Origin of the sequence: Streptococcus cuniculi (genome assembly GCF_004570575.1) — a bacterium.
Taxonomy (GTDB): Bacteria; Bacillota; Bacilli; order Lactobacillales; family Streptococcaceae; genus Streptococcus; species Streptococcus cuniculi_A.
The window spans coordinates 1-21051 of record NZ_SPPD01000004.1 but is presented as its reverse complement, the minus strand read 5'-3'; the positions used below and the strand labels follow the sequence as shown (position 1 = coordinate 21051).

The 21051-nt window shown below is 37.0% G+C and carries 28 protein-coding genes and 1 pseudogene; 6 read left to right on the top strand and 23 right to left on the bottom strand.

Translation table 11 applies throughout. The features are described from left to right. Positions 1 to 8: 8 nt before the first annotated feature. The 10 genes from E4T82_RS03935 to E4T82_RS03890 form a co-directional block, all read right to left on the bottom strand. Complete coding sequence (locus E4T82_RS03935) at positions 9 to 479, bottom strand: antirestriction protein ArdA (protein ID WP_135181579.1); 471 nt, start codon at positions 477 to 479, stop codon at positions 9 to 11. Positions 480 to 485: 6 nt separating this feature from the next. After that, a complete protein-coding gene (locus E4T82_RS03930; RefSeq protein ID WP_135181578.1) occupies positions 486 to 734 on the bottom strand; it encodes a hypothetical protein in 249 nt (82 codons plus the stop codon). A gap of 62 nt (positions 735 to 796) precedes the next feature. Beyond that, the gene (locus E4T82_RS03925; RefSeq protein WP_135181577.1) at positions 797 to 1168 is read right to left on the bottom strand and encodes a hypothetical protein; all 372 of its coding nucleotides are present in this window, start codon (positions 1166 to 1168) and stop codon (positions 797 to 799) included. A gap of 72 nt (positions 1169 to 1240) precedes the next feature. After that, a complete protein-coding gene (locus E4T82_RS03920; RefSeq protein ID WP_135181576.1) occupies positions 1241 to 1513 on the bottom strand; it encodes a hypothetical protein in 273 nt (90 codons plus the stop codon). 96 nt (positions 1514 to 1609) lie between these two features. Next, a complete protein-coding gene (locus E4T82_RS03915) occupies positions 1610 to 2002 on the bottom strand; it encodes a hypothetical protein (RefSeq protein ID WP_135181575.1) in 393 nt (130 codons plus the stop codon). Beyond that, positions 1980 to 3224 (bottom strand): replication initiation factor domain-containing protein, encoded by a 1245-nt coding sequence (locus E4T82_RS03910; RefSeq protein WP_135181574.1) that lies wholly within the window; start codon positions 3222 to 3224, stop codon positions 1980 to 1982. The genes E4T82_RS03915 and E4T82_RS03910 overlap by 23 nt, the downstream gene beginning before the upstream one ends. Positions 3225 to 3484: 260 nt before the next feature. Further along, entirely contained in the window at positions 3485 to 5152 is a 1668-nt protein-coding gene (locus tag E4T82_RS03905) for a cell division protein FtsK (RefSeq protein WP_135181573.1), read from the bottom strand. An 18-nt stretch (positions 5153 to 5170) separates the two neighbouring features. Further along, positions 5171 to 5623 carry a hypothetical protein gene (locus E4T82_RS03900; RefSeq protein ID WP_135181572.1) on the bottom strand — a complete coding sequence of 151 codons (453 nt, stop codon included), beginning with the start codon at positions 5621 to 5623 and terminating at the stop codon, positions 5171 to 5173. A gap of 17 nt (positions 5624 to 5640) precedes the next feature. Beyond that, a complete protein-coding gene (locus tag E4T82_RS03895; protein ID WP_135181571.1) occupies positions 5641 to 5934 on the bottom strand; it encodes a cytoplasmic protein in 294 nt (97 codons plus the stop codon). Positions 5935 to 6028: 94 nt separating this feature from the next. After that, entirely contained in the window at positions 6029 to 9472 is a 3444-nt protein-coding gene (locus E4T82_RS03890) for an SspB-related isopeptide-forming adhesin (protein ID WP_135181570.1), read from the bottom strand. A gap of 183 nt (positions 9473 to 9655) precedes the next feature. Here E4T82_RS03890 and E4T82_RS03885 point away from each other — a divergent pair, with 183 nt between their 5' ends. Further along, positions 9656 to 9754, top strand: coding sequence for a type I toxin-antitoxin system Fst family toxin (locus tag E4T82_RS03885; RefSeq protein WP_135181569.1), 99 nt, complete (start codon positions 9656 to 9658; stop codon positions 9752 to 9754). A 172-nt stretch (positions 9755 to 9926) separates the two neighbouring features. Here the strand turns inward: E4T82_RS03885 and E4T82_RS03880 are convergent, their stop codons facing one another. The 4 genes from E4T82_RS03880 to E4T82_RS03865 all read right to left on the bottom strand — a co-directional run bounded on the left by E4T82_RS03880 (position 9927) and on the right by E4T82_RS03865 (position 12723). Next, complete coding sequence (locus E4T82_RS03880; RefSeq protein ID WP_135181568.1) at positions 9927 to 11474, bottom strand: SEC10/PgrA surface exclusion domain-containing protein; 1548 nt, start codon at positions 11472 to 11474, stop codon at positions 9927 to 9929. Positions 11475 to 11582: 108 nt separating this feature from the next. Continuing rightward, positions 11583 to 11846, bottom strand: a complete 264-nt coding sequence (locus E4T82_RS03875) for a hypothetical protein (protein ID WP_135181567.1) — start codon at positions 11844 to 11846, stop codon at positions 11583 to 11585. Positions 11847 to 11931: 85 nt separating this feature from the next. Then, positions 11932 to 12237: a hypothetical protein gene (locus tag E4T82_RS03870; RefSeq protein WP_135181566.1), complete on the bottom strand. Its 306-nt coding sequence runs from the start codon at positions 12235 to 12237 to the stop codon at positions 11932 to 11934. A gap of 66 nt (positions 12238 to 12303) precedes the next feature. After that, positions 12304 to 12723: a helix-turn-helix domain-containing protein gene (locus E4T82_RS03865; protein WP_135181565.1), complete on the bottom strand. Its 420-nt coding sequence runs from the start codon at positions 12721 to 12723 to the stop codon at positions 12304 to 12306. A 443-nt stretch (positions 12724 to 13166) separates the two neighbouring features. Between E4T82_RS03865 and E4T82_RS03860 the strand changes: the two genes are divergently transcribed. Further along, positions 13167 to 13745, top strand: a complete 579-nt coding sequence (locus E4T82_RS03860) for a hypothetical protein (protein ID WP_135181564.1) — start codon at positions 13167 to 13169, stop codon at positions 13743 to 13745. Here E4T82_RS03860 and E4T82_RS03855 read toward each other — a convergent pair. Beyond that, positions 13688 to 13993, bottom strand: coding sequence for a hypothetical protein (locus E4T82_RS03855; RefSeq protein WP_135181563.1), 306 nt, complete (start codon positions 13991 to 13993; stop codon positions 13688 to 13690). The two genes, E4T82_RS03860 and E4T82_RS03855, sit on opposite strands and share 58 nt — an antisense overlap. Before the next feature lie 20 nt (positions 13994 to 14013). Then, positions 14014 to 14148: a hypothetical protein gene (locus E4T82_RS12945; RefSeq protein WP_265588298.1), complete on the bottom strand. Its 135-nt coding sequence runs from the start codon at positions 14146 to 14148 to the stop codon at positions 14014 to 14016. Between the two features lie 929 nt (positions 14149 to 15077). On the opposite strand from E4T82_RS12945, the gene E4T82_RS03850 reads away from it, so the two are divergent. After that, positions 15078 to 15383 (top strand): hypothetical protein, encoded by a 306-nt coding sequence (locus tag E4T82_RS03850; RefSeq protein WP_135181562.1) that lies wholly within the window; start codon positions 15078 to 15080, stop codon positions 15381 to 15383. A 2-nt stretch (positions 15384 to 15385) separates the two neighbouring features. Here the strand turns inward: E4T82_RS03850 and E4T82_RS03845 are convergent, their stop codons facing one another. Beyond that, complete coding sequence (locus tag E4T82_RS03845; protein ID WP_135181561.1) at positions 15386 to 15652, bottom strand: hypothetical protein; 267 nt, start codon at positions 15650 to 15652, stop codon at positions 15386 to 15388. A 114-nt stretch (positions 15653 to 15766) separates the two neighbouring features. Here E4T82_RS03845 and E4T82_RS03840 point away from each other — a divergent pair, with 114 nt between their 5' ends. The 3 genes from E4T82_RS03840 to E4T82_RS03830 are packed head-to-tail and all read left to right on the top strand — an operon-like array spanning position 15767 to position 17667. Beyond that, on the top strand, positions 15767 to 16495 hold the full coding sequence (locus tag E4T82_RS03840) for a restriction endonuclease (RefSeq protein ID WP_135181560.1): 729 nt from the start codon (positions 15767 to 15769) through the stop codon (positions 16493 to 16495). Then, a complete protein-coding gene (locus tag E4T82_RS03835) occupies positions 16428 to 16802 on the top strand; it encodes a helix-turn-helix domain-containing protein (RefSeq protein WP_135181559.1) in 375 nt (124 codons plus the stop codon). Before E4T82_RS03840 ends, E4T82_RS03835 begins: the two co-directional genes overlap by 68 nt. Then, the gene (locus tag E4T82_RS03830) at positions 16774 to 17667 is read left to right on the top strand and encodes an ImmA/IrrE family metallo-endopeptidase (protein ID WP_135181558.1); all 894 of its coding nucleotides are present in this window, start codon (positions 16774 to 16776) and stop codon (positions 17665 to 17667) included. The genes E4T82_RS03835 and E4T82_RS03830 overlap by 29 nt, the downstream gene beginning before the upstream one ends. 81 nt (positions 17668 to 17748) lie before the next feature. Here the strand turns inward: E4T82_RS03830 and E4T82_RS03825 are convergent, their stop codons facing one another. The 6 genes and pseudogenes from E4T82_RS03825 to glf form a co-directional block, all read right to left on the bottom strand. Further along, positions 17749 to 17940 carry a hypothetical protein gene (locus E4T82_RS03825; RefSeq protein ID WP_135181557.1) on the bottom strand — a complete coding sequence of 64 codons (192 nt, stop codon included), beginning with the start codon at positions 17938 to 17940 and terminating at the stop codon, positions 17749 to 17751. 25 nt (positions 17941 to 17965) lie between these two features. Then, on the bottom strand, positions 17966 to 18256 hold the full coding sequence (locus E4T82_RS03820) for a type II toxin-antitoxin system RelE/ParE family toxin (RefSeq protein WP_135181556.1): 291 nt from the start codon (positions 18254 to 18256) through the stop codon (positions 17966 to 17968). A gap of 181 nt (positions 18257 to 18437) precedes the next feature. Then, positions 18438 to 18593: pseudogene (locus tag E4T82_RS13150) on the bottom strand (type II toxin-antitoxin system RelB/DinJ family antitoxin); the annotation flags it as partial. A 419-nt stretch (positions 18594 to 19012) separates the two neighbouring features. After that, positions 19013 to 19276, bottom strand: coding sequence for a type II toxin-antitoxin system RelE family toxin (locus E4T82_RS03810; RefSeq protein WP_135181554.1), 264 nt, complete (start codon positions 19274 to 19276; stop codon positions 19013 to 19015). Continuing rightward, positions 19273 to 19488 (bottom strand): type II toxin-antitoxin system RelB family antitoxin, encoded by a 216-nt coding sequence (gene relB / locus E4T82_RS03805; RefSeq protein ID WP_135181553.1) that lies wholly within the window; start codon positions 19486 to 19488, stop codon positions 19273 to 19275. The genes E4T82_RS03810 and relB overlap by 4 nt, the downstream gene beginning before the upstream one ends. 204 nt (positions 19489 to 19692) lie before the next feature. After that, the gene (gene glf / locus E4T82_RS03800; RefSeq protein WP_135181552.1) at positions 19693 to 20796 is read right to left on the bottom strand and encodes a UDP-galactopyranose mutase; all 1104 of its coding nucleotides are present in this window, start codon (positions 20794 to 20796) and stop codon (positions 19693 to 19695) included. Positions 20797 to 21051: the final 255 nt, after the last annotated feature.

Here is a 21051-nt window from a genome sequence, read left to right as displayed (position 1 = left end):
TTCTTTACTCACTGAAATACATAGTAATTGTCTGTCGCAAAGAAATTATTACTATTCAGACAACAATCACGACCATAGGCCTCAAAATCAAAATAATTTTCTAGCTCAGTCGGAATTTTGATGGCTTGAAAATCATAAAACATTATAGAGCCGAAATCTTCATCACTAGAGGTTTCAACAATCGTCCAGTCATCAAGCTCAAACTCACGACTGAACCCTTGAATACCTCCATAGAATGATACCCACTGTTCCAAACACTCCAGATATTGTCTAGGAAATTCTTCCATTTTTTCTGCGAACTGCTGAATCTCTCGCAGACTGGTATATTCTGGTATTCCAATTAGTTCTGAATCAACTACTATCAGCTCATCACCAGAACGAGCATTTAATTTCTGCTTCACCATTTCTAGGTTAGTAGGAAATTCAAACCACGACCAATCACCAGTCCGTAAATTTTGTAAGGCGACTTTTACTTTCATAATGTTCTAATTACCTTTCATAAAATGATAAAATTCCTCCGCATATTCATTGTAAGCAACAATGTCGCCTTCTAACTCAAAAGCTATAGATTGTTCAATAAATTCATTTTCTACCATTTCCTCTAAATCTTTATGCATCTCCAAACGCATCTCTGAATAAGTTAGTTCTTCTAACTTCTCAAAAGACTCATTCATTGAAAAAAATCTTCTCTCATCTAAACGTGAATAATCTTTTTCATACATTCTAACTGACATAATTCAAATACCCCTACATTCTTTCTAAAACAATGTTATTACTAGCAAGATGCACACGATTATCATACGCAATAAAGCACATGCCAATCCCCGAACTCATAACCCAACAAATAAACACTATCCAAGTGCTCCTTAATTTCATACATATGTTCTCCAATGAAATCAGACAAACGTCCTTCCTCCACCAGATCTGTGAACTCTTGTCTAGTTAATAATCCTGTCAAATCTATAAGCACTTCTCTGTCACTTAGTGAACTATAGCTATTGACCCAAACATTATCTGGATGGGCATAACCATTCCAATCAAAAGCATTCCCGTCAAAATAATCATCTAGCGCATCAATAATTCTATCTGGTAAATCCAATAAGTTCCTACCAAGATTAGTATACCTACATAATTCTGAATAATAATCAAACGTTACTGTTACTGACATATTTTAAGTACTCCTCTATTCTTTCTAAAACAGAAAAAGAGGGAGTTGAACCCTCTTTCCCTACAGCCATAACTACTTAAACTCTTCTAACTTATGACCAATAGCTGTCATTGTTTTATGAGCCTTTTTAATCACATTATTTTGATAATAATATGATTTTACGTGTTGAGCCAACATATCAATCATATAAGGTGGCAATGTCATTTCTTCACGCTGTTTCAATAAGCTATTCAACTCTCCAGCTTTTTCCCACGCCTCCTCATACTTGTATGCTGTTAGAAGCCCTGAAAGCTCTTGAGAAACTGCTAATACTTTTTTATCTTTTTCACTACGTGTTTGAGCCATTTTTATTTACCTTTTCTTTCTTTATTTTGTATTCTCTAATTTTGTGGTAATACTTTAAATCAGTAGGACTACGTATACGTATTTTCATCACTCACCTCATCTAAATTCTCTTAAATGTTTCAACAACTCATACTCTTGAATCAACGACAACATGCAGGCACACTTTATTTCAAGTGTTTCAGCCAGTAACTCCTCCTGTAATTGACTGCGCTTATTGATACTCAATTCCAACAATGCTTTTTCATATTCTACTAGTAGGCGTTTATAACGACCATGGAGACTTTTATCATTCCTGTAGGCTGAAAACTGCAACTTCTTACGACAATCTGCTAGTTCCTGCCTTTTGGCAAGAAATTCTGACTGATTGATTTCAGGGGTGTAAAAATACGATTTTGGCAATAAAAAAACGACTTGCTCAATAATCAAGTCAATGTGTTCAATATTCTTAGCTAGATACGCTTCAACATCAATCACCGTAAATCGCTTCATAATCTTTTGCCCCCGTTTTCAAAGATTCTAATACCTGCCTATTCTTATCTGTCAGCTCTCCTGCCTCCAAAATCATATTGATATACTGCGTATTCAATAGCTTATCTGCCTCATGTACTAGCAACAAACTATTAGACACCTGATAAATCAACCACTTCACCGTATCTTCAATATCGTATGCTTCTGGTCTTGTTGTCAGTTGTAACGGCTCAACTCCTCCAAAAAGTTTCTGCCAGCGTTCATCAGGCACATAACCTCCATAAATATTTGTACCATCAAACACTTCAAGCCTGCTATTGATAAGTCCACGAGCAATTTCAGCCAAATCAACTCCACCAGTAAATTCTTCTACAACGCTTTGAGCCTTTTCTCTCGCTAATCGAATTTCATATCGATTCCAGACCCCAAATACACCCAAGGATTCTTCCACCGTCATATTTTCACGACGTGCCAGCTCATAACGCTTTTCATAAAAGTTAAAATACATGTTTGATTGACGACTGCCAAAATAGATAGACAAACCTTGATTTGCACTCCCATCTAGCTTCCCTCCATCAATTGAGTTCCACGACTTCATTTTCTCATAGGTCAATTCTCCAGAATACAATTTGACAATTAAGTCCGACAGCTTAATATGTTCCTGCTCGTTTTCATAACCACGATACATTTCGTCCATGGCTATATCCAACCGCCGAACTTGCATATCTTTACGTTCAAAAATCATAGTTTGTAATACCTCAATCCAGCTAGTATTATCTCGTTGCATTATCAATTCAAATTGACGACAACCACGTCCAGATAGTTGTATGGTGATTTGATAATTGTCTGTTTGACTTTTGTCTGCGTAATCAAATATCCAAATATCCCCACGTTTCCAAAGATGAGTATACATCATCAATTTTGTTTCTTCGGATTCAAATTCATTCAAAGGACAATGTAGGTATCGTGTTGTAAAAAAATCTAAATCTCGTACATCTTTGAAAGTGATGCGCATATAGTCTATCAAAACTTCTAGTCGGTTAACATCATGGTTCATATATCCAAGCGATTGCTTCATCTCGACAAACTTACTCACTGTAAGTAAACGCCTATCCGATTCATACGACTTAATCGTATCTACAGACAGCCCCACAGATAAAGCAAAGTCTTTTTGATTCAGTCTAATTTTATCTTTCCTAAATTTTTTTAAATATTTACCACCTACAACCCTATCCTTTGCCATTTCACCAACATCTTTCCGAAAAACTACTTAGGTGTACAGTTTTTTAGCAAAAAGTGTACAAAATTAAAATCCCGCAATCCCGCTACCTGCCAAGGTTTTAGGGCGGTTTTCTGCCATGTTATGGCTAATTTTACCCCCCTATTAGAATTAGGGGGTCGGGAGAAAAAAATCAGTAGCCTCTTCTGTCTGCAAGCTTCAGGCTTCGGGCTTCGGGCTTCGCTACGATCGCCCTTGCCCTTGCCCTCGCTCTTGACAAGAAACTACTGATTTTCTCCTTCAAAATACACCTCTACTGCCTTGGCATAGCTAGGTTGCCCCTCCCCATACACAGACAGTACCCCTGCCAAAATAATCGTTTGTTCAACAGTCAAATACAGCCCCTCGTCTTTCTTTTCAAATTCATGACCAAGACCACGCAACACATCTATTATTTTACGCAAAGCTTTTATATCAAATCCCTTTTCAACTGAAAAATCCTTTAACAAAATCCGAGAATCATCACTTGAAAAATCTTCTTCATCAACCTGGTCCAGCTCATAAGAAACCGTTCTAACACTTTCTAAATGAGTGTCAAAAACCTCAAATTCTTTGCCCTCAAACGGAATAATTGGTAACTTATTGAATTCATCGATGAATGAAAAGCCCTCATCAAACGGTATAAATGGACTGAAAAACTCACGGGCAATTTCTCCGCCGTTAGCAATATAACCACGACCATAGACTTTTTTCCCGTTGATTTTATCAATCTTCTTAAATTCCTTATTTCTGTTCGCATCGCCATACATCATCGTATAGCCTGTATCTTCCAAATGCCCAACAGAAACACGCTTCATGAAATTATCACGTAATGCCGTTTTGATAAACTCACCATCAGGACGTTGTAAGCCCAGAACAATAAATACACCAGCCTGACGACCTTTCAAAACAATTTGAGTAAGATATTCATTTACTTGACCAGAAGCCTTATAATCATTGTCTAAACTAGCCATAAAGGCTGCCCATTCATCAAAAATGATAAATTTTGGCTTAAAGCCATAATGGGAATATCGCTTCCCTGGAGTAAAATCTGGATGATTTGTCATTGCTTCATAGCGCTTATCCATAAACTTCACATTATCTTCTAAGCACTTAATCATATCTTCTTTTTCAAAAAAGACACGATTTTGGAAGACTAGAATATCCTTTAGACCTACAAAATCTGATTTCTTTGGATCGCAAATATCGACATAACCATAGCGTACCAAGGCAGAAATTAAACACATCAGAAAGACTGTTTTACCGCCGCCTGTTCCTCCAGATAACAACAGATGAGGTTGCTCATCAAAGTTCCAATAAATATTCTGCATTAAACGAACGCCCTTATCCGTAACTAGTACATCTTTTACATTGATACGACCTTCGATACGACCAAAAGCAATCGTGTAACTCACAAAACCTTTACTGAAAACCTTATCAATAAAGTCTCCATCAAACATAACTTCTAAATCATTTGACACTCTCAAAAATCGATCTTGAAATTTGTTGCCTTGCAAAATAAACGTTGCATCTAAACCATACTTATCCCTTTTCACGTAAACTTTAGGCAACTTTATTTGTTGTTTATCTCCAGTCTTTTTTGAAATATAAAAATTGTTTTCAATCAAGAACGTAGATAGGATTCTCAAATTATCCAACCTTCCGAAAAAGGTTGATTTTAAATATAAATAGCGATTGAGTAATTCAACCATAATACTAATAATACATAAATAACCAACAATCATAACACCATATTTTATAGGTTCTTGCAAGATTATTTCATAATACAAATAGCCATAATAACCCATCAAAAGTAAAAAAGGTAGCAACATCATTAAAAACGTTACTACCTTAATGTTCCGATGAAAAGGTCTCACACGCCACCCACGATAAACAAATAATTGTTTCACCATAGACTAGCCCCCTTCATGTTATTTTTGTTCTTTAGGCTGTTGTTCCTGCTTCTGTTGAGATTGAGGCTGTCCAGCTACCTTCAAACCACTTGAAAAGAGCTTCAATTGTGAATTGTTACGAGCCATACGAGAAATCGTCAAAACTGGATCCAGCAATTCAATAAAGTCCGCAACTTTCAAACCAAGCGCTTCAATATCGCTACGAGACATATCTGTAATTGTAACAGAATCCGCTTCGCCTCCTTCATAGACAAAATTGAGAATATGCCCTAGAATTTCACCTGTAGGACGTTGGACAACACGACCGTTCTCTTCAACATCTTCTGTACCAATAACTGGATCACCGATGCTTACGAAACGAATTTTTCCAAGAGATTTTTGAACATCTACTACATCATTCAAAATCTCATACTTTCCACCTGCGATAACTAATCGCTCTCCAAGATTCACTCCAATTCCTTTAACTGACATATTTTTCACCTTTCTTATTATTTCACTACAACAATACTTTCTGCTTGAATATTCAATGCAGGTGTCATATTGTAACCATTTACCGCATCAATGACTGGCTTAGCACCAATCAGTTCCACTTTTGCAAATTGAGGAATTTTATCTACCATGCCTTTTGTAATAACATGAAAGATTGATTGACCTTCAGCAACCACTTCATGGCGAGTAAACACTCCCTTTTCACCATTAAATACATCTAACTGCTCTTTCGCAGAAATGTACTGAACATTTTTAAACGCTCCATCTTTTAATACTAATTGTTCAAATTTCATTTTGAAACTCCTTTTTCTTTTGTTTTTTTATATAAAGTTAAGCAGTTTATGGACATGCCCAGGTCACCGTTTTTTCTTTTTTGGTTACTTGTGATTAGTCTTCTTCTCTTACTTTCTTGAAAGAGAGAAAAGCAAGGAAACTAAGCATCACAATACCGAGAGAGCCTAGGATAGAGCTTGTTTCACCTGTACGTGGAAGAACTCCAGCCGATTGGACTGGTGCTTCTTTTGCAGGCTGTGGTGGTTCTGGTGTCGTTGTTACGACCTTGTTTGAGACGACCTCGTCGGCATTGACTGTCAAGGTATACTCATTTTCAACCGTACCAGCCTTGATGCGTTTGACCGTAATTGTGACATCTGCACCAAACTGACTATCACGAGAAATAGAGCGTAAGAATTCTTCTTCGAATATTAGCTCAAATTGGCCCGTTTCCTTATTGTAGGTGTAGGTAGTGTATTGAGCTAAGTCTTCACCAGCTTTGATGACTGTACCATCAGAAAGAACAACATCAACACTCAAAGTCACTTCATGATTTTGATATTCATCATGCGTGACTTGTAGCTTATCTTTAAACGTGTACTGATACAAGTCATAACCACGCCCTGCAGGAATAACCCAACCAGTCAATTTGTAGGCCGCATTGTCTCCTAGCTTGACTTCACCATTGTCAATCGAGCTGCCGTCTTTCGTGTCTAGGACATCTTTTGAGACTTCTGGCGGTGTAAGTTTGTTTACAACGATATTGCCATAATATCCGTTTCCAAAGTCAATTTGTGAGACTTGGTTGGTAACATCACCTTTCACAACCCCATCTTTAATCTTGAACGAAAGATTGTAGGTGATGTCTAGTCCTTGTTGCACGTACTTAGAGTAGAAATCTTCTGGATTATTTGCGACCCAGAGATAGAAAGCACCTACTGGGCTAATACCAGAATTAAGCACAAGGTTGCGTAGTTCTTCAGAGAGTGTATCAACGGATAACACATGGTACATGCTTAGGAGCTTGCTTACATCATCACCATTTGCGGCAGTGATAGAGTTTACCTTCATACTATTTCCGTCAAGGGCATCATCGAGATAATCGTCCACAAAGGCAAAACCTTTCAAAACAGACGCAAGACCTGCTTTCATGCCCTTATACTGATCCAAATTATGAGTACCTAGGTAATTCACGGTTTGACTTGGAAGGACACTCTTGTTATTGATGTCATTTCCTGCATCGTCCACTACTTTCTTACGAGGTTGAATCGTTGAGCCACCGTTTTCAGGTCCTTCACCGCCTGGAGTGTAGATGGTCACAGTGTTTGAGTAGACCTTGTAATCATTGATGGACAAGCTATAGTTATTGACATATTTCCCGTTATCATTTTGAGGAGAGCCAATCACGATGAAATCTGGTGTATCAAAGGAAGCTTTCACATCACTATTCATCGCATTGACAAGTGTTTCCGTTGCGACCGCAGTCAGAGTGTGAGTCACTTTGTCATAAGTGACCGTATAGTCCTTGTTTGCGTCCTGCGTTGCTTTCAAGTCTAGCATGTAGCCTGTTGGGAGATGGTCAACGAGGATATAAGAACCCTGCTCAACCACATCACGACCTGCCTTCAGTTCATCTGTCTTTAGAATGAATGGGTCAGTAGAGCCTTTAGCGACCATTTTGCCATTAACATCCTCACCAGAATCATTCTGCACGGCTTTTGAAATACCTGGTGTTTGAGTGACCTGATACTTGTTTACAACTACCTTTGGAGTTGGAACGGTGTATTTAATGAGAGTTAGTTTAAGCGGGTCAAGAAATGGATTTTTCGGATTTGGCTCAGTTGGCTTAGTAGGCGGTGTTGGTTTGGTTGGCACAACTGGGACATGGCCTACGACATTTGTATTAAAGGCAAACCAGATATTGGTTGGCTCGGTATGACCACCGTTCTCGGTAGACGTAATGTCTCGGTTATTTGCACCAAATTGAAACGTAATCGGGCTAGTGTAAACACCTACCGCCGCACCGTAATAACGAGTTTCTTCGCTTTTATCTCCAGCAGAGAAGTATTTAGCAGAAGTCGCTGTGCCATCTGTGTAGGAGTTGTTTTGAGAGGCATAGATGATACCTCCATGGTCTGTGACAGAAGAGCCATTGATGGGTACAAAGCGACCATTTCCGTAAGCAACGTATTCTACGTTTGAATAGTCGACCGTCGGAGAAGTTTTGTTATTGAGCGATCCGAAATTGACCGCAATTGGTTTATCTTTGGAAGGCACGATCTCTTGCTTATTTTTGTCATAAAGATGGACACGCATAGAGACATTTAGGTCATCTGCTGTATCATTTCCTTTATTTTGAGGATGAGAATAGATATGGACAGTGCGAGTTGGATCGTTGTAGATTTCGAAAATCGCATTATCTCCACCTGAAGCAGAATTTAGTGTGTAGCGATATTTCACCTCTCCTAGTGCAGAATCACCATAGCGAGAGTTTGAGAGGTTATCGTAAGTGACATAGAAAGTATCGCCCTTATCAACCCACAAGAAATTTGAGGCATCTTCTTGGCCAAAATCTGTCACACTCGTTGCATAGTTGGCAGCGATGTAGGATAAGAAAGCGCCACTATTTGTAAAGGCTTTACCTGTTGCGACATAGGCATTTAGGGCACTTGTCTTAATTACCTTGACTGGTCCTTCAATGTTTTTAACACGGGCATGAGGTTCTGAGTTGAAATCAAGATGCTGGGCGATAACTTCTGTTGGATAACCTGTGACAGTGGTTTTGGCTTTGAGATCAGCCATTTTCTGGTCATAGGCTGCCTTTTTCGCATCGTAGTCCGCTTTCTTTGTGTTGTAGTCAGCTAGATCCTTGTTGTATTGTGCGAGGTCAGTGTCATACTGCTTAGCGAGAGCTGCTTTTTGGTCTTCAAATTGTTTCAAGTCTTTTTCATAGACTTGAAGCTGAGCTTTTGCAGTATCTACTTGCGTTCTATCAAGTGGTGTTTGAGTAGAGTCTGTGACTTCTTTTATCTCAGTTGTCACTTCTACATTCAAGTCCTGTGCTTGTTTGACAACTGCGTCAACTGCTTGATTGCTTGCCTCAACTTCTTTTTTCGTAGAGGTGTAGGTAGCTGTTGTTTGTTTGACTTCTTCCGCTTGTTTCTCATAAGAGGTTTCTGCTTCTGACAAGTCTGTGACGGTTTTTGTTTCGCCTGTTGTGACTGCTACACCAGCATCTTGAGCTTGTCTAACTTCTGTATCAAGCTGTGGACTTTCAATGACCGTTGTAACTTCTCCAGTATAGGTATCAGCTTGTTTTTGACTAGCTACTGCATCTTTCGTTGGAGCTTCTTGAGGTGCTTCTAGGTTCGTCGCTGGATTTGGGTTTTCTACGACAATTGCATTTTGTGAGCTTGTCGTTACTTCATCAGCGAGTACTGCATGTGATGAGAATACTGCCACTCCTGCAATCGCAATACCTGACACAAGGCCTTTTGCCCATTTCTTTTTACGGAAAAATCCATGACCGTTTACAGTTTGTTTTGTTTGATTAAACATTTTTTTAATTTTGCTTCCTTTCTTTTGACAATAAAAAAATAGCTGTTAAAAACAGCTACATGACAACGTTAAATTTATACGATGGGGAGCGAGCCCTATTTTTCATTATCTATTCCTCCTGCTTATGATATAATAACATTGGCACAAACAAAACACCGCCTGTCGAAAGGAGGTGAGTTGCCTATGTGGTATGAAATCCTTATAAATATCGTCGCACCAATCTTGGTTGGGATAGTGCTTGCACTATTTTCTAAATGGCTAGATAGGAAAGACGACGATTAAGTGCCACTAGCTCGGACGTAGTTAGTCGCAAACTACGTAAAAAAAGCCCTCTACAATGTGGATAGTGTAGAGGGCTTTTCCGTTACCTATGTTTAGGTACGAAATCCTTATTCGCAAGATTATAGTATCATACTAGATCACCTTTGTCAAATTTATCGATGTATTCTCTTGATTATTTACTATACCAAGCAACGCCTTCTTGTCTCCAGCCACGTTTTGCAAGGACTTTGTATTCGTTAGCGTCTTTGGTATAGAGGTGTTTTTTGATGCCTGGGTGATACATCCGATAGATTTTTACAGTTCCTGATGAGCGATACGCTACACCTTCTTGTCGCCAACCACGGGTTGAAAGGACTTTGTATTCATTCGCGTCCTTGGTATAGAGGTGGACTTTGAGACCTGGGTTGTACATACGGTATACTGATTGACCCTTGCTTGTTTCCGTCTTCCAAGCTGTTCCCTCTTGTCTCCAGCCACGGGTTGATAGAACCTTGTATTCGTTGGTATCTGTTGTATAAAGGTGAACTTTGAGACCTGGGTTATACATACGGAAAACGGATTGTAGGCTGGTTGTTTGTTGGGTGTTCTTCTTAGAAGATGATGGAGGTGTACTTGGTTTAGGATCTGGTTTGGGCTTTGGTTGAGCTGCTGCAAGCACTGCTTGAGCTTGGTTTAAAGCGGCTTGTGCTGCTTGTTGTTTTGCGACTGTCTCGTTGTATACACGTTCTGAAATGGTGTATTGCGTTTTCGCATCACGGAGTTGTTGTTGTAAGATAGATCGTTCTGGTAGGGTAGTTTGTAAGAGGGTACTATTAAATTTTGAAGCGTCGATAATTTGCTTGTTTTGGATAGCTAGTACATGTACGTTTAATGAGCCATTTGTTCGAGAAAGAGTTACACCTAGATAAACTTCTCCTTCTCTCGTCAAGCCTGCCATACTAGCTGCATGCGCCCATTCATATCCATTAAGCATAAGATTAACAAAACCATCGTATATTTCTTGTTTAGCTTCTGCCATTGACATCGACTGTGTAGAACGCAATGTAACACTCAAATTTTCATAATAATTATTCTGCCCCATCTCTAATCCAGAAATGCGAGCAGCTTCGTTGATCGCTCGTACATCGTGTCCGTTGTTCCAACTGTCCCAGCCATCACTGATATACCCTAGAGCTACAAAAGAGGCAAAGCGAGTAGCGCCATCGCTCACGTTGGCTTTTGGTGTACCCATCTGGCTTCTGATTTGATTCATGAGGGCTTGCGCAAAGAAGGTTAACTCTCGAATTTCATCGACTGTTAAACGGTTGATGTCTGAAATTATGCGGGTCTTGTCCTCGTTGTTTTGAGTGTAGACATTGAGGGCTTTGACGCTATCGTTGATCGCTTTGAGCTTTGCACTAGCTGTGGCATGTCCTCCAGGAGTGCGTTGTTCTTTCAGATATGCGACATATTCAGGTGTCAAGGTGAACGTTGGAAGAGAATCAACCTTGTTTTGGGCATCATCTACTCTTGCTTTAGATACGTTTAAATCGTTTTTAGCTACAGTGACCGCTTGATTGGCTTGATCTAGCGCTCTTTGAGCCTGACTGACTGCTTGTTGTGCTTGTGTCAGTTTGCTTGATTCTGTCTCTGCGTAAGCAACCGTTGTCTGTGTAACTGTAGAGACTGTGACAGTTGCTAGAGAAGCAAGCGCTCCTAACAATAACATCTTCTTTTTCATTGATTTCTCCTTGTTTTTCAAGTGTTTTCTTACCTACTATTATACCATATTTTAAGGGTTGTTTATAGCTGATTCAGTAAGGATTATCTATATTTTTGAATAAATAGTCTAGTTGATGATGACACCCTTTTTATGCCATTCTTTCTTAAGTTTTTCTTTGGCTTCTGTTTCAAACTTACATTTCTGGAATAAGAAACTCGCATAAACATTCTGCTTATAACAGGCTTCTAGTTCATCATAATATGTTGCGACGAACTCTTTTAAATGCTTCTTATCCAATCGACTTGGTGCAAATGGATAAACAGGATAATACTCCTGATCTGTTTCTTCATCATAGTAGACAACGCCATAGAACGTCGATAATTCAAGCATTTCTGCACTATATTGTGTTTTTGGAATTACTTTAATACAAATTATACTCACCCCTTTCAATGGCTTTAAAATAAAAACAATGTGGTTAGTTACTATTATTGGTTAGATAATCTATTTCTAAAAGAAGCTCTAATGCATCTTCAGAAGTCCAGCCGAATAAGTAACTACCGTATCTCAATTCATCTAATAGATAGATTTTGAAATCATAAGCTGTCATTTCTTTTGTCATTCTTTGAGCTATGAGTTCTTCTCTCCAACGATCAATCATATCCGATAGCTCACTGGCTAATTCAAATGAACTATTATAAGCCTTATCTGATAGAACTTTTAATGTTAGTTGAGATGAGATTGCCTCGTGAGTGTTTGTTGGTCTGATATGCGTTACATACATGTTTTTGATTTCTCCTTTAACATAAATAAAAAGAGCAACAAATGTTCTTGTTACCCTTTGATTTTCTTATAGCAAGTCATCTCCCAAGCTTTCCAATAAAGCCTTGACATCTTTCTTCAAAACATACTTTGTCTTATCTCCTGGATAACGACAAATACGTTCTTCAAAAGATTGTTTTGAGTATATTTCTGCAATCAAACCATGTGCTAACTTGGGATTCAAACCCTTATCCACTAAATCCTTATAGGAAACAACTTGGCTTCTATCAAATACTGGCATTTCTATATCATCACGACCTAGTAAATAATCTAGCGTGACATCATAGAAAATAGCTATTTTTATCAATGTATCATAATCAGGATTGCGACTACCTGCCTCATAACGATTGTAGGAGGACTGGGAAATACTTAGGTAAGCAGACAGCTCCTCCTTGCTTTTCCCATTATCAATCCGTAACTCTTTCAGACGATTGGCTAATTTATTCATGGTACTACCTACCCTACTTTCTTTAACAATTTACCTAATTTGCTTATAAGTTTCTTTAGCAATTTATAAATAGCAATAAATTCCCAATAAAACATCGAGACATTATCTACAAAAAAACTCTTTATCTTCCTCATATACAACAAAATATAGATAAAAAGTCAATAACATAAGCACTTTACTCCCAAATAAAATAATAATACTACTATCATTTCCATAATTCTACCTCTTCCAACCTTTTATATTTTTATATTTTTTTAAACATTTTTTACAAAAATCACTGTCTTTCCCAGAGTATTGAACCTCTAAAGCATAATAAGGCTCTTACCAATACCTTTTACAATAAGAAAACCCTGTCTCAGTGTTGAAAAGGTGATATTTAGCATTTCCGTGTATGTATCCTGTACTATTTCTTTCTTCAGATGTTAAAGGAGGCTCCCACCTATATGAAAGTGGTTGCTTGTTTGCTGAAATACGTACAATATACCTCTTCTCATTCACTTTATAACTCCATTCTTTTTCTATTTAAAAAGAGCAACAAGTTCTCTTGTTGTCCCCTTATCTCGCCTAATGTTATACTAAGTATAAAAAACATTGAGGCGATTATGGATTTTTATACGTTAATACAAGACTTTCTGCTCCATCCCAAAAACAATTACTTAAAATACTATCGCGAGAAATTTACCAGCTTTGCAACCAATGGAAACCTGGTAGGCTTTGAGTCTGAATTTCAAAACCTGTTTTCGAAAACGGATGGAATAGCTACTAAAATCAGCAGAATAACATACGACAATAAATCAATCTTCCATTTCCCTGATATTATCAATAGACGAATACAAGAACTTGAAAAAAAGTATTATAATAAGTTTCGCTACCACATCAAATTGCATAATATCCGTGGTATTGAGCAGAAATTTATTGAACTTTCCAACGATATACTAGATATCACAAGAAAAACTGTTTTGACTTATCGTCGCCCTTCATTGGAAAGTATGCTTAAAGCTAAATTAAATAAAGCTGATTGATAGCCTTTGCTAATTTCTTCAATTTCTTCTAAATAGCTAATCATTTCTTTATCCTCGCTAAAATTCTGCCTACAATAGTAATCGTAAATTTCATCTGGAAGTTCGAAAAAAGTATCGAATACCGCTGTGGGATCATATGACTTCATCTGATGTGAAATCATCAATACAGCTATCAGTTTCTTTAATGTTACTTCATACCTTGGATCATCTTCAGATAAGACAGGTAATTTCCTTACATTTTCAACCATTTTATTACTCTTCTATATTTTTATAACCAATTAAGAAATTCCTTCAATAATTCCAAAATAGCCCTAGCTTCTGAGTTTCCGTCCGCAGCTGCTAAAGCTAAATCCAATATTTTGTTTTCAAGCTCCTCACGTTTTTGTTTTTTATCTTTTTCCATATTCTTTCACCTCGCAAAATATATTTTTCTACTTAAAAAGAGCAACAAGTATTCTTGTTACCCTTTTTAAATATCCTACCTACTTCTCATAACAATAGGTAGGATTATTTTTCGCTAACATGCTTTTCTTGAATGAAGGCATACTGAAAAACCTTTATCCAAGATGCGGGCTCGTATCTTCGCACGCTACTTGTGTCTCACTAGGTGACAGTCTTTACGTGTACACTCACTGTTACTGTGTACTACTCTCACTAGACTATCTTCTAGCTATCGCCTAGGCTTACTACGGCAGACCTCTTTGGATAGAACGTATCATGTCCAAGTGTATCAAACCTTCCAGCTGTTTATCACCCCTCCAGGGTCGGCAACTCCCATTTTACTAGACTTCCTCTCAACAGACGAAAATGGACTAAAAAGCCTGTACGTGGATGATACATTTCATGGAATCTAGCATTAAAATTCCGATTCTTCTCTAAGATTAAAAAGAAAGAAAAAAGAGGTATTTAATTATGGCACAGCCAACATGGAATTAACAACTAACCTTTTTGCTAGACTCCATGAAATGTACAATCACTCCAATCTGAACTTGACTTTTTGAACATTTACACGTATAATGAAATTATCACATTTATTATGCGTGTGTTGGTTCAGCCAGTCTACAGGTTGTCTGACGCACTTTTTATTTATTGTTTTCAATGAACAAAATATTTTCGTCAATAAACGAACGATTTTTGTAAAGGAGACAATAAATGAATATTTTTCATATGTTCATTTCCGCAATCATTTCTAATATTGTTAAATATTGTTTTGATTGGTTATTGAACAAAATAAACAAGCATTGAATCCCGTCTAGCCTTAATAGCTAGAATCATATAACCAATACCTAAGATTGATTGTATGATTGTAACTATTAAAAGAAAGTATTTCCTATGAATCAAGAACAACTACTAACACACTTTCAAGATATGATACTACCTTATGAAAAACGAATTGTCGGTCAACATTTTCTGAGGCAAGAATCTCTAATTGAAGAACTCATCAAACTTACCAAAAATGAATTTTTCTCCTTTGTCTCAGACTATCCAGAAGCTGGTCAAGAATGGCATCTACTGGAGCGGATTTTCTTTTCTCAGCTTCTTGGAATAGTCGAAGATAGAACCTATAGCAGTCTCAAACCTAAACTACTACAGTTTAGCTACGCTACTATTGATTCCATTATTAAATTGCGAGGCTAAGATTAACTATCAATCGGCTCACAAGAGAAAAATTCATTCTCTATCATGTCATTTGATAGTTTTTCAAGATTTCTCTTAAATTCATCCACAATTTCATCATATCGTTCTTGATACACTGTAGGAATCGTTTCTAGTAGCTTCTCGGACTCCTTTGGTCCCATAGATAGCATTTCGCATTCCTCTTTAAAATTCATAAGAAGGCGCCGACGTCTGTAAATAATAGAAACAGCTTCTACAATTTGTGGTTTCGTTATCTTCGTTTCTTTCATTTTTACCACCTATTTTATGTTACACTTTTATAGTTAATGTTTTAATTTTTGAACAACCATTAGTTGTTAAGAATATTATACAACTGTCGGTTGTATTTGTCAATAGATTTTATCATGAATTTTAAAAAATTTTTCTCAACTATTTTTCAACAAACCAAGTCAGAGTCCCCTAAACTTAAACCCGACGATTTTACCAAAAAATATTTAATAGATTATCTACTAAGTTTAGATACTATTTATAAAAATAAAAGTAACCAAGGGCTGAAATTTGAATATTTTATCCAAATTTTATATGAATTAGCAGGGTATCAAGTAGAGATAACAGATAAATCAAAAGAAGTAGGCGTTGATATTATCGCTAAAGATAATGAAGGTCAAATAATCTTTATTCAATGCAAACATCATAGCCTTTCTGCAAATACCCCTAAAATCGTAGGCATTTCTGACATTCAAAAATTTAACGGGATTCCTGGTGCAAACAAAAAAGTTTTTATCACTACATCATTCTTTACTGGCAACGTAAATTCAACACAAAATGATTATCCAAACATTGAATTTATTGATAGAAAAGGTCTACTACAATTCATCAATCAAATTGTTCCTGATTTACTTGTAGAATATATATTTTTAAACAATTTGAAAGAAAATAATATCAAAGAATGTTATAAATGCCACAATGGCTATATTATAAAAAAGTACAGTGAGACCAGAAATTATTATTTCTACGCTTGTACAAATTACCCAAACTGCGACTACAAGAAGGAAGATTTATCAAATGGACATTGGAACAAGAATAAAAGAACTACGCAAAAATCTAACTTTAACTCAAAAAGAAGTTGCTGAAGCATTGCAAGTATCTCAACAAGCTTTAGGTGACTGGGAAAATCAAAAGAAGAAGCCAACGGCAGACAAAATTGAAAAAATCGCCAGTTTTTTCAGTGTCTCTGCCGACTACCTCCTCGGGAAAACCGATATAAAAAAATCAGATGAGATTAACTTATCCGATTTTGAACTACTCTATCGTAAGACCTCTAACAATCTATCTGATGAGGAAAAAGCACAACTCGAAATCGACTTAAAAGACTTTTTACTTGAGAGAGAAAGACTATTTAGAGAACGTGATGAAAAACGGAAAAACGGCAGTCTATAATAGAATCCGAGAAATTGCAAATAGTTGGATTTACAAAGACATGAAATTGAATGATAGTAAAGTGGATAGTTACAACTATCATTCTTTTTTTGAGCGTCAAACTACTAGACTCGATATTTTAGTCATGCCACATAGACTACATAACGATCTTTCTGGACTTGCGGTCAAAGATAAATTGAACCGTTCCTCTATCTCCTATCAAATCACCCACCACCGCAACCGTCAAAATTTCACAAAATGTCACGAACTAGCGCACTTTTTGCTAGAACATGACGGTTACATTTTTGCCAATCAAAATGAAGATACGATACAAGAAATAGAGGCAAATGTTTTTGCAGGGATTCTTCTTGCCCCTGACATTGTTTTATTAGGAAAGATTCTCTATCATCAGAAAACTTTTCAAGATATTCTAGTTGAGCTTGAAATCTCAAAAGAAGCACTCCAAATCCGATTAAAACAAGTCCTTGGCTATCACACAAAATTATATGATGATGAGATCGCAGTCATCATTCAGAACTATATTACCCGAAAAGCGCCTAATGATATTGTAGAAGCACTCAAACAAGCAGAAGAAACAATCATAAACGAGTATAAAGCTGTACCTATTCCACCTATCGAGCTTATCAATTACCTTTTTAAGCAACAGAACATCGTTACTAGCATAGAGGTAGAAGAACTGGCAGACAAAACTTTTATTGAAAATCTTAAAGAAACCTACCCAAACATTGAATATAACTTCTATTTTGACTATGGTAAAACACTCTACTATATTTATCAGTCAGATAAAATAACAACTGAACAAGCCTTTAAGAACGCAAAAAATGCACACTTTAATATGATTTTTCAAATCAAAAGTCCTTTATAACGGCAATTATCCAAAAAGTCCTTTATAACCACAACAATACTATAATATAAAAAGACTAGAAACCCAATTCTAGTCTTTCTTTTAATTTTCAATCTCTTTCATCTTCTCTTTATATTCTTTACTGCCAACTTTAATGTAAGTATCACCGTCATAAGTTAATGTATTATTCTCATAAGTATATGGATACTCTCCGTCCATGTTTTGAGAACTTGAACAAGCTACTAACAATAATACTGTTACAACTGAAACGAAAGCTAATACAACTTTTTTCATATAACTTACCCCTTCTATCTCCACACTACCTGAATAAATCAGAATGACTACCTACACGATCAAATACAACGTGAGTACCATTTTCTAAATAATAATAAATCATCAACAAATCAGACTTTCTACCACCTAAATGAATTTCCCACAACTTAGGGATTTGATTTTTAGGCTCTAAAACATGTTTTCTATACTCATACCCCAATTCTTCATCATTGATAATCTTTTTAACTGCTACATTGATCAGTGAAACATCAACCCCACGCTTAATCAACTTTGCTAAATCCTTTTTATAACGATTTGTAAACTCATGCGTCAGCATTTTCTCTTATCATCCTCTCAAAGAAATCATCTACACTTTCTGTAGATGGCTTAACACCCTCACGATTGATTCGCTCAATTGTATCATAATAAGACTTTTGAGTTTCTAAATTATATTCTGAAATATTCCGTGTACGAATAAGTGCAGAAGTCTCTCCAATTCTTGTCTCAAAGATTACATCATTATTTCCTTTAATCGTAAAGGGTATGGATTGAGTTAGAACAGATTGTGTGAGAAACAACTTAATAGCTGTTGTCATATCAAGTCCCATGCTTTTATACAATTTTGACGCTTCATCTTTTAGTTCTTCATCAACTCGGATAGCAATTGTAGACATATAAACACCTCCTTGTATCAACTTTGTAATATCATTGTATCACAAATAGCAACACAAAGCAAGTAGAAACAAAATCTTTAAACACAAAATAAAAGCCACTATTCCGTGATAATAACCTTTATTTTATATTCATTTGGTCAAAATTTGGTCAAAAAATAATCGTTTTCTTTATATTACTAATAAAAAACAAAATTGATAAACTCTTGATTTCATTCATTTTATTAACTGCGATACTTTTTTCCATTTACCCCTAAAAGACTACAGGGAGGATGTTCGCATATCTCCAAAAGCCTTGTACTGCAAGGCTTTTTTGGTTGTCATAAGTAAGTTTGTTCTACTTGCGATTTTCTTAACACCGCTAATTTATCAGAAAAATTGTCCTATCAACAAAAAAAAGACTAGCAACTTCGCTAATCCCTTTAATAAACATCTCTGCGATGACCAACTGTAAAGATTTCAATCACAATCTCACCATCACAGATATTGGCCAATATACGATAATCTCCAACACGATATCGCCATTCTCCAGAATGATTCGCTGTTAAGCTCTTGCCATGAAGTCTAGGATTATCCGTACCAACTAAATTCTTTTTAATCCATGAAAGAATAATTTTTCGAGTATAGGTATCTAACTTTCTAAGTTGCTTTTCAGCCCTAGAGGTCAATACTACTTTATACTTCATATCCCAAACTCCTCAAACAAGTCTTCAACCGGGATACGAACACCATCGTCTTCTTCTATAGCTTTACGCAAAACAGCCAAATCATATTCATCTTCTATGCGTTCCAGCATCGATTGACGCGCAAAATCAGAGATAGTCAAACCGTGCATTTGAATATAATTCTTAATCAATTTTGAATCTTCTTCGTTAATTCGTAAAGTCATTGTAGCCATAAAACTTTCGCCTCCTGAATACATTGTATTCTTTTTTAATGAATTTGTCAAAGACTATCTTCTTAGCGCTAGCCTCATTTGACCAACATCCCCACTTTCTACAACCTTTGTCATATCATTGTGCCAAAGATAGCAATACAACTAAAATTCTTTGAACACAAAAAATACCAGACCCCCTAACAGCCAATCTGGTATTTTATCTACTTATTCCCCAAACTCCGCTTCTACCACCTCAAGCGCGCGCTCGATGACTAGGTGCATATCGTAATATTTGTAGTCTGCCAAACGACCACAGAAGATGACCTTGTCCTTCAGGCTCTCTGCTTCTTTGGCATAGTTGGCAAAAATGGCATTGTTTGCCACATCGTTGATCGGATAGTAGGGCTCATCCCCTTTTTTCCAATCAGCTGGATATTCCTTAGTGACGACCGTCTTTTCTTGGTTTCCAAATTCAAAGTGCTTGTGCTCAATAATCCGAGTATAGGGTACTGATCTTTCTGTGTAGTTGACCACAGCATTTCCTTGAAAATTATCTGTGTCCAGCACCTCGTGTTCAAATCGAAGCCCGCGGTAATCCAGCTCCCCATGCTTGTAGTCAAAATACTGGTCAATCATGCCCGTAAAGACTACCTTGTTCGCCTGCGCCTCCCATGCTCCTCTTTCTTCAAAGAAATCCACCCCAAGCTCTAAATCAATTCCCTCTAGCATTTTTTTGATGATGACATTGTACCCACCCTCTGGAATTCCTTGGTAGCAATCATTGAAGTAGTTATTATCAAAGGTAAAGCGAACTGGTAGCCGTTTGATAATAAAGGGGGGTAACTCCGTGGCTGACCGTCCCCACTGCTTTTCTGTGTAGCCCTTAATCAAGATTTCATAGACGTCTTTTCCAATCAATTTCAGGGCCTGCTCCTCTAAGTTCCGAGGCTCCGTATCCTGTAAATGCTGAGTTTGCTCTGCAATTTTCTCCTTCACCTCTTGAGGTGTTGTCGTACCCCACATGGTATAAAAGGTATTCATATTGAAGGGCAGATTATACAACTTCCCTTGATAATTGGCAACAGGAGCATTGACATAGTGGTTAAAGGTCGCAAATTGATGGACATAGTCCCAGATTCGTTTATTGGAGGTATGGAAAATATGCGCCCCATATTTATGGACATTGATGCCCTCAATCGACTCACAATAGATATTGCCTCCGATATGGTCTCGCTTGTCAATCACTTTTACTTTTTTTCCACGCTTGGTCGCTTCATAGGCAAATACTGCTCCAGACAAACCCGCTCCAACAATCAGATAATCGTACATCTCTTCACTCTCTTCCCTAGTCAAGCATTCTACTCGTCAAAAAATCCTCTGCTATTTTCTTCAAGCATAATGGTACCATTATATCATAATTTGGAGGCTATGGTTCATCCCGTTTGATTTGTTCATACTCCCGAGTTTATCACTTAAAAACAAGCAAAGACCAGCTCCCTCCTTGTGTGCCAAGGGATTTGGCTGGTCTTTAAATTTATTTTAGTGTTGTATATGGATTTTTAGCGTAATGTTTGAGCTCTTCAA

Excerpts from the sequence above, each read along its gene's own strand:
- E4T82_RS03905 (WP_135181573.1), bottom strand. The coding sequence starts at position 5,152 with ATGGTGAAACAATTATTTGTTTATCGTGGGTGGCGTGTGAGACCTTTT.
- glf (WP_135181552.1), bottom strand. The coding sequence starts at position 20,796 with ATGTACGATTATCTGATTGTTGGAGCGGGTTTGTCTGGAGCAGTATTT.
- E4T82_RS03885 (WP_135181569.1), top strand. The coding sequence starts at position 9,656 with ATGTGGTATGAAATCCTTATAAATATCGTCGCACCAATCTTGGTTGGG.
- E4T82_RS03845 (WP_135181561.1), bottom strand. The coding sequence starts at position 15,652 with ATGAAAGAAACGAAGATAACGAAACCACAAATTGTAGAAGCTGTTTCT.
- E4T82_RS03895 (WP_135181571.1), bottom strand. The coding sequence starts at position 5,934 with ATGAAATTTGAACAATTAGTATTAAAAGATGGAGCGTTTAAAAATGTT.
- E4T82_RS03915 (WP_135181575.1), bottom strand. The coding sequence starts at position 2,002 with ATGAAGCGATTTACGGTGATTGATGTTGAAGCGTATCTAGCTAAGAAT.
- E4T82_RS12945 (WP_265588298.1), bottom strand. The coding sequence starts at position 14,148 with ATGGAAAAAGATAAAAAACAAAAACGTGAGGAGCTTGAAAACAAAATA.
- E4T82_RS03850 (WP_135181562.1), top strand. The coding sequence starts at position 15,078 with ATGAATCAAGAACAACTACTAACACACTTTCAAGATATGATACTACCT.
- E4T82_RS03900 (WP_135181572.1), bottom strand. The coding sequence starts at position 5,623 with ATGTCAGTTAAAGGAATTGGAGTGAATCTTGGAGAGCGATTAGTTATC.
- E4T82_RS03810 (WP_135181554.1), bottom strand. The coding sequence starts at position 19,276 with ATGAAGTATAAAGTAGTATTGACCTCTAGGGCTGAAAAGCAACTTAGA.
- E4T82_RS03840 (WP_135181560.1), top strand. The coding sequence starts at position 15,767 with ATGAATTTTAAAAAATTTTTCTCAACTATTTTTCAACAAACCAAGTCA.
- E4T82_RS03870 (WP_135181566.1), bottom strand. The coding sequence starts at position 12,237 with ATGTATGTAACGCATATCAGACCAACAAACACTCACGAGGCAATCTCA.
- E4T82_RS03930 (WP_135181578.1), bottom strand. The coding sequence starts at position 734 with ATGTCAGTTAGAATGTATGAAAAAGATTATTCACGTTTAGATGAGAGA.
- E4T82_RS03880 (WP_135181568.1), bottom strand. The coding sequence starts at position 11,474 with ATGAAAAAGAAGATGTTATTGTTAGGAGCGCTTGCTTCTCTAGCAACT.
- E4T82_RS03830 (WP_135181558.1), top strand. The coding sequence starts at position 16,774 with ATGAAAAACGGAAAAACGGCAGTCTATAATAGAATCCGAGAAATTGCA.
- E4T82_RS03855 (WP_135181563.1), bottom strand. The coding sequence starts at position 13,993 with ATGGTTGAAAATGTAAGGAAATTACCTGTCTTATCTGAAGATGATCCA.
- E4T82_RS03875 (WP_135181567.1), bottom strand. The coding sequence starts at position 11,846 with ATGCTTGAATTATCGACGTTCTATGGCGTTGTCTACTATGATGAAGAA.
- E4T82_RS03935 (WP_135181579.1), bottom strand. The coding sequence starts at position 479 with ATGAAAGTAAAAGTCGCCTTACAAAATTTACGGACTGGTGATTGGTCG.
- E4T82_RS03910 (WP_135181574.1), bottom strand. The coding sequence starts at position 3,224 with ATGGCAAAGGATAGGGTTGTAGGTGGTAAATATTTAAAAAAATTTAGG.
- E4T82_RS03925 (WP_135181577.1), bottom strand. The coding sequence starts at position 1,168 with ATGTCAGTAACAGTAACGTTTGATTATTATTCAGAATTATGTAGGTAT.
- E4T82_RS03865 (WP_135181565.1), bottom strand. The coding sequence starts at position 12,723 with ATGAATAAATTAGCCAATCGTCTGAAAGAGTTACGGATTGATAATGGG.
- relB (WP_135181553.1), bottom strand. The coding sequence starts at position 19,488 with ATGGCTACAATGACTTTACGAATTAACGAAGAAGATTCAAAATTGATT.
- E4T82_RS03835 (WP_135181559.1), top strand. The coding sequence starts at position 16,428 with ATGGACATTGGAACAAGAATAAAAGAACTACGCAAAAATCTAACTTTA.
- E4T82_RS03890 (WP_135181570.1), bottom strand. The coding sequence starts at position 9,472 with ATGTTTAATCAAACAAAACAAACTGTAAACGGTCATGGATTTTTCCGT.
- E4T82_RS03825 (WP_135181557.1), bottom strand. The coding sequence starts at position 17,940 with ATGAAAAAAGTTGTATTAGCTTTCGTTTCAGTTGTAACAGTATTATTG.
- E4T82_RS03820 (WP_135181556.1), bottom strand. The coding sequence starts at position 18,256 with ATGCTGACGCATGAGTTTACAAATCGTTATAAAAAGGATTTAGCAAAG.
- E4T82_RS03920 (WP_135181576.1), bottom strand. The coding sequence starts at position 1,513 with ATGGCTCAAACACGTAGTGAAAAAGATAAAAAAGTATTAGCAGTTTCT.
- E4T82_RS03860 (WP_135181564.1), top strand. The coding sequence starts at position 13,167 with ATGAAAGTGGTTGCTTGTTTGCTGAAATACGTACAATATACCTCTTCT.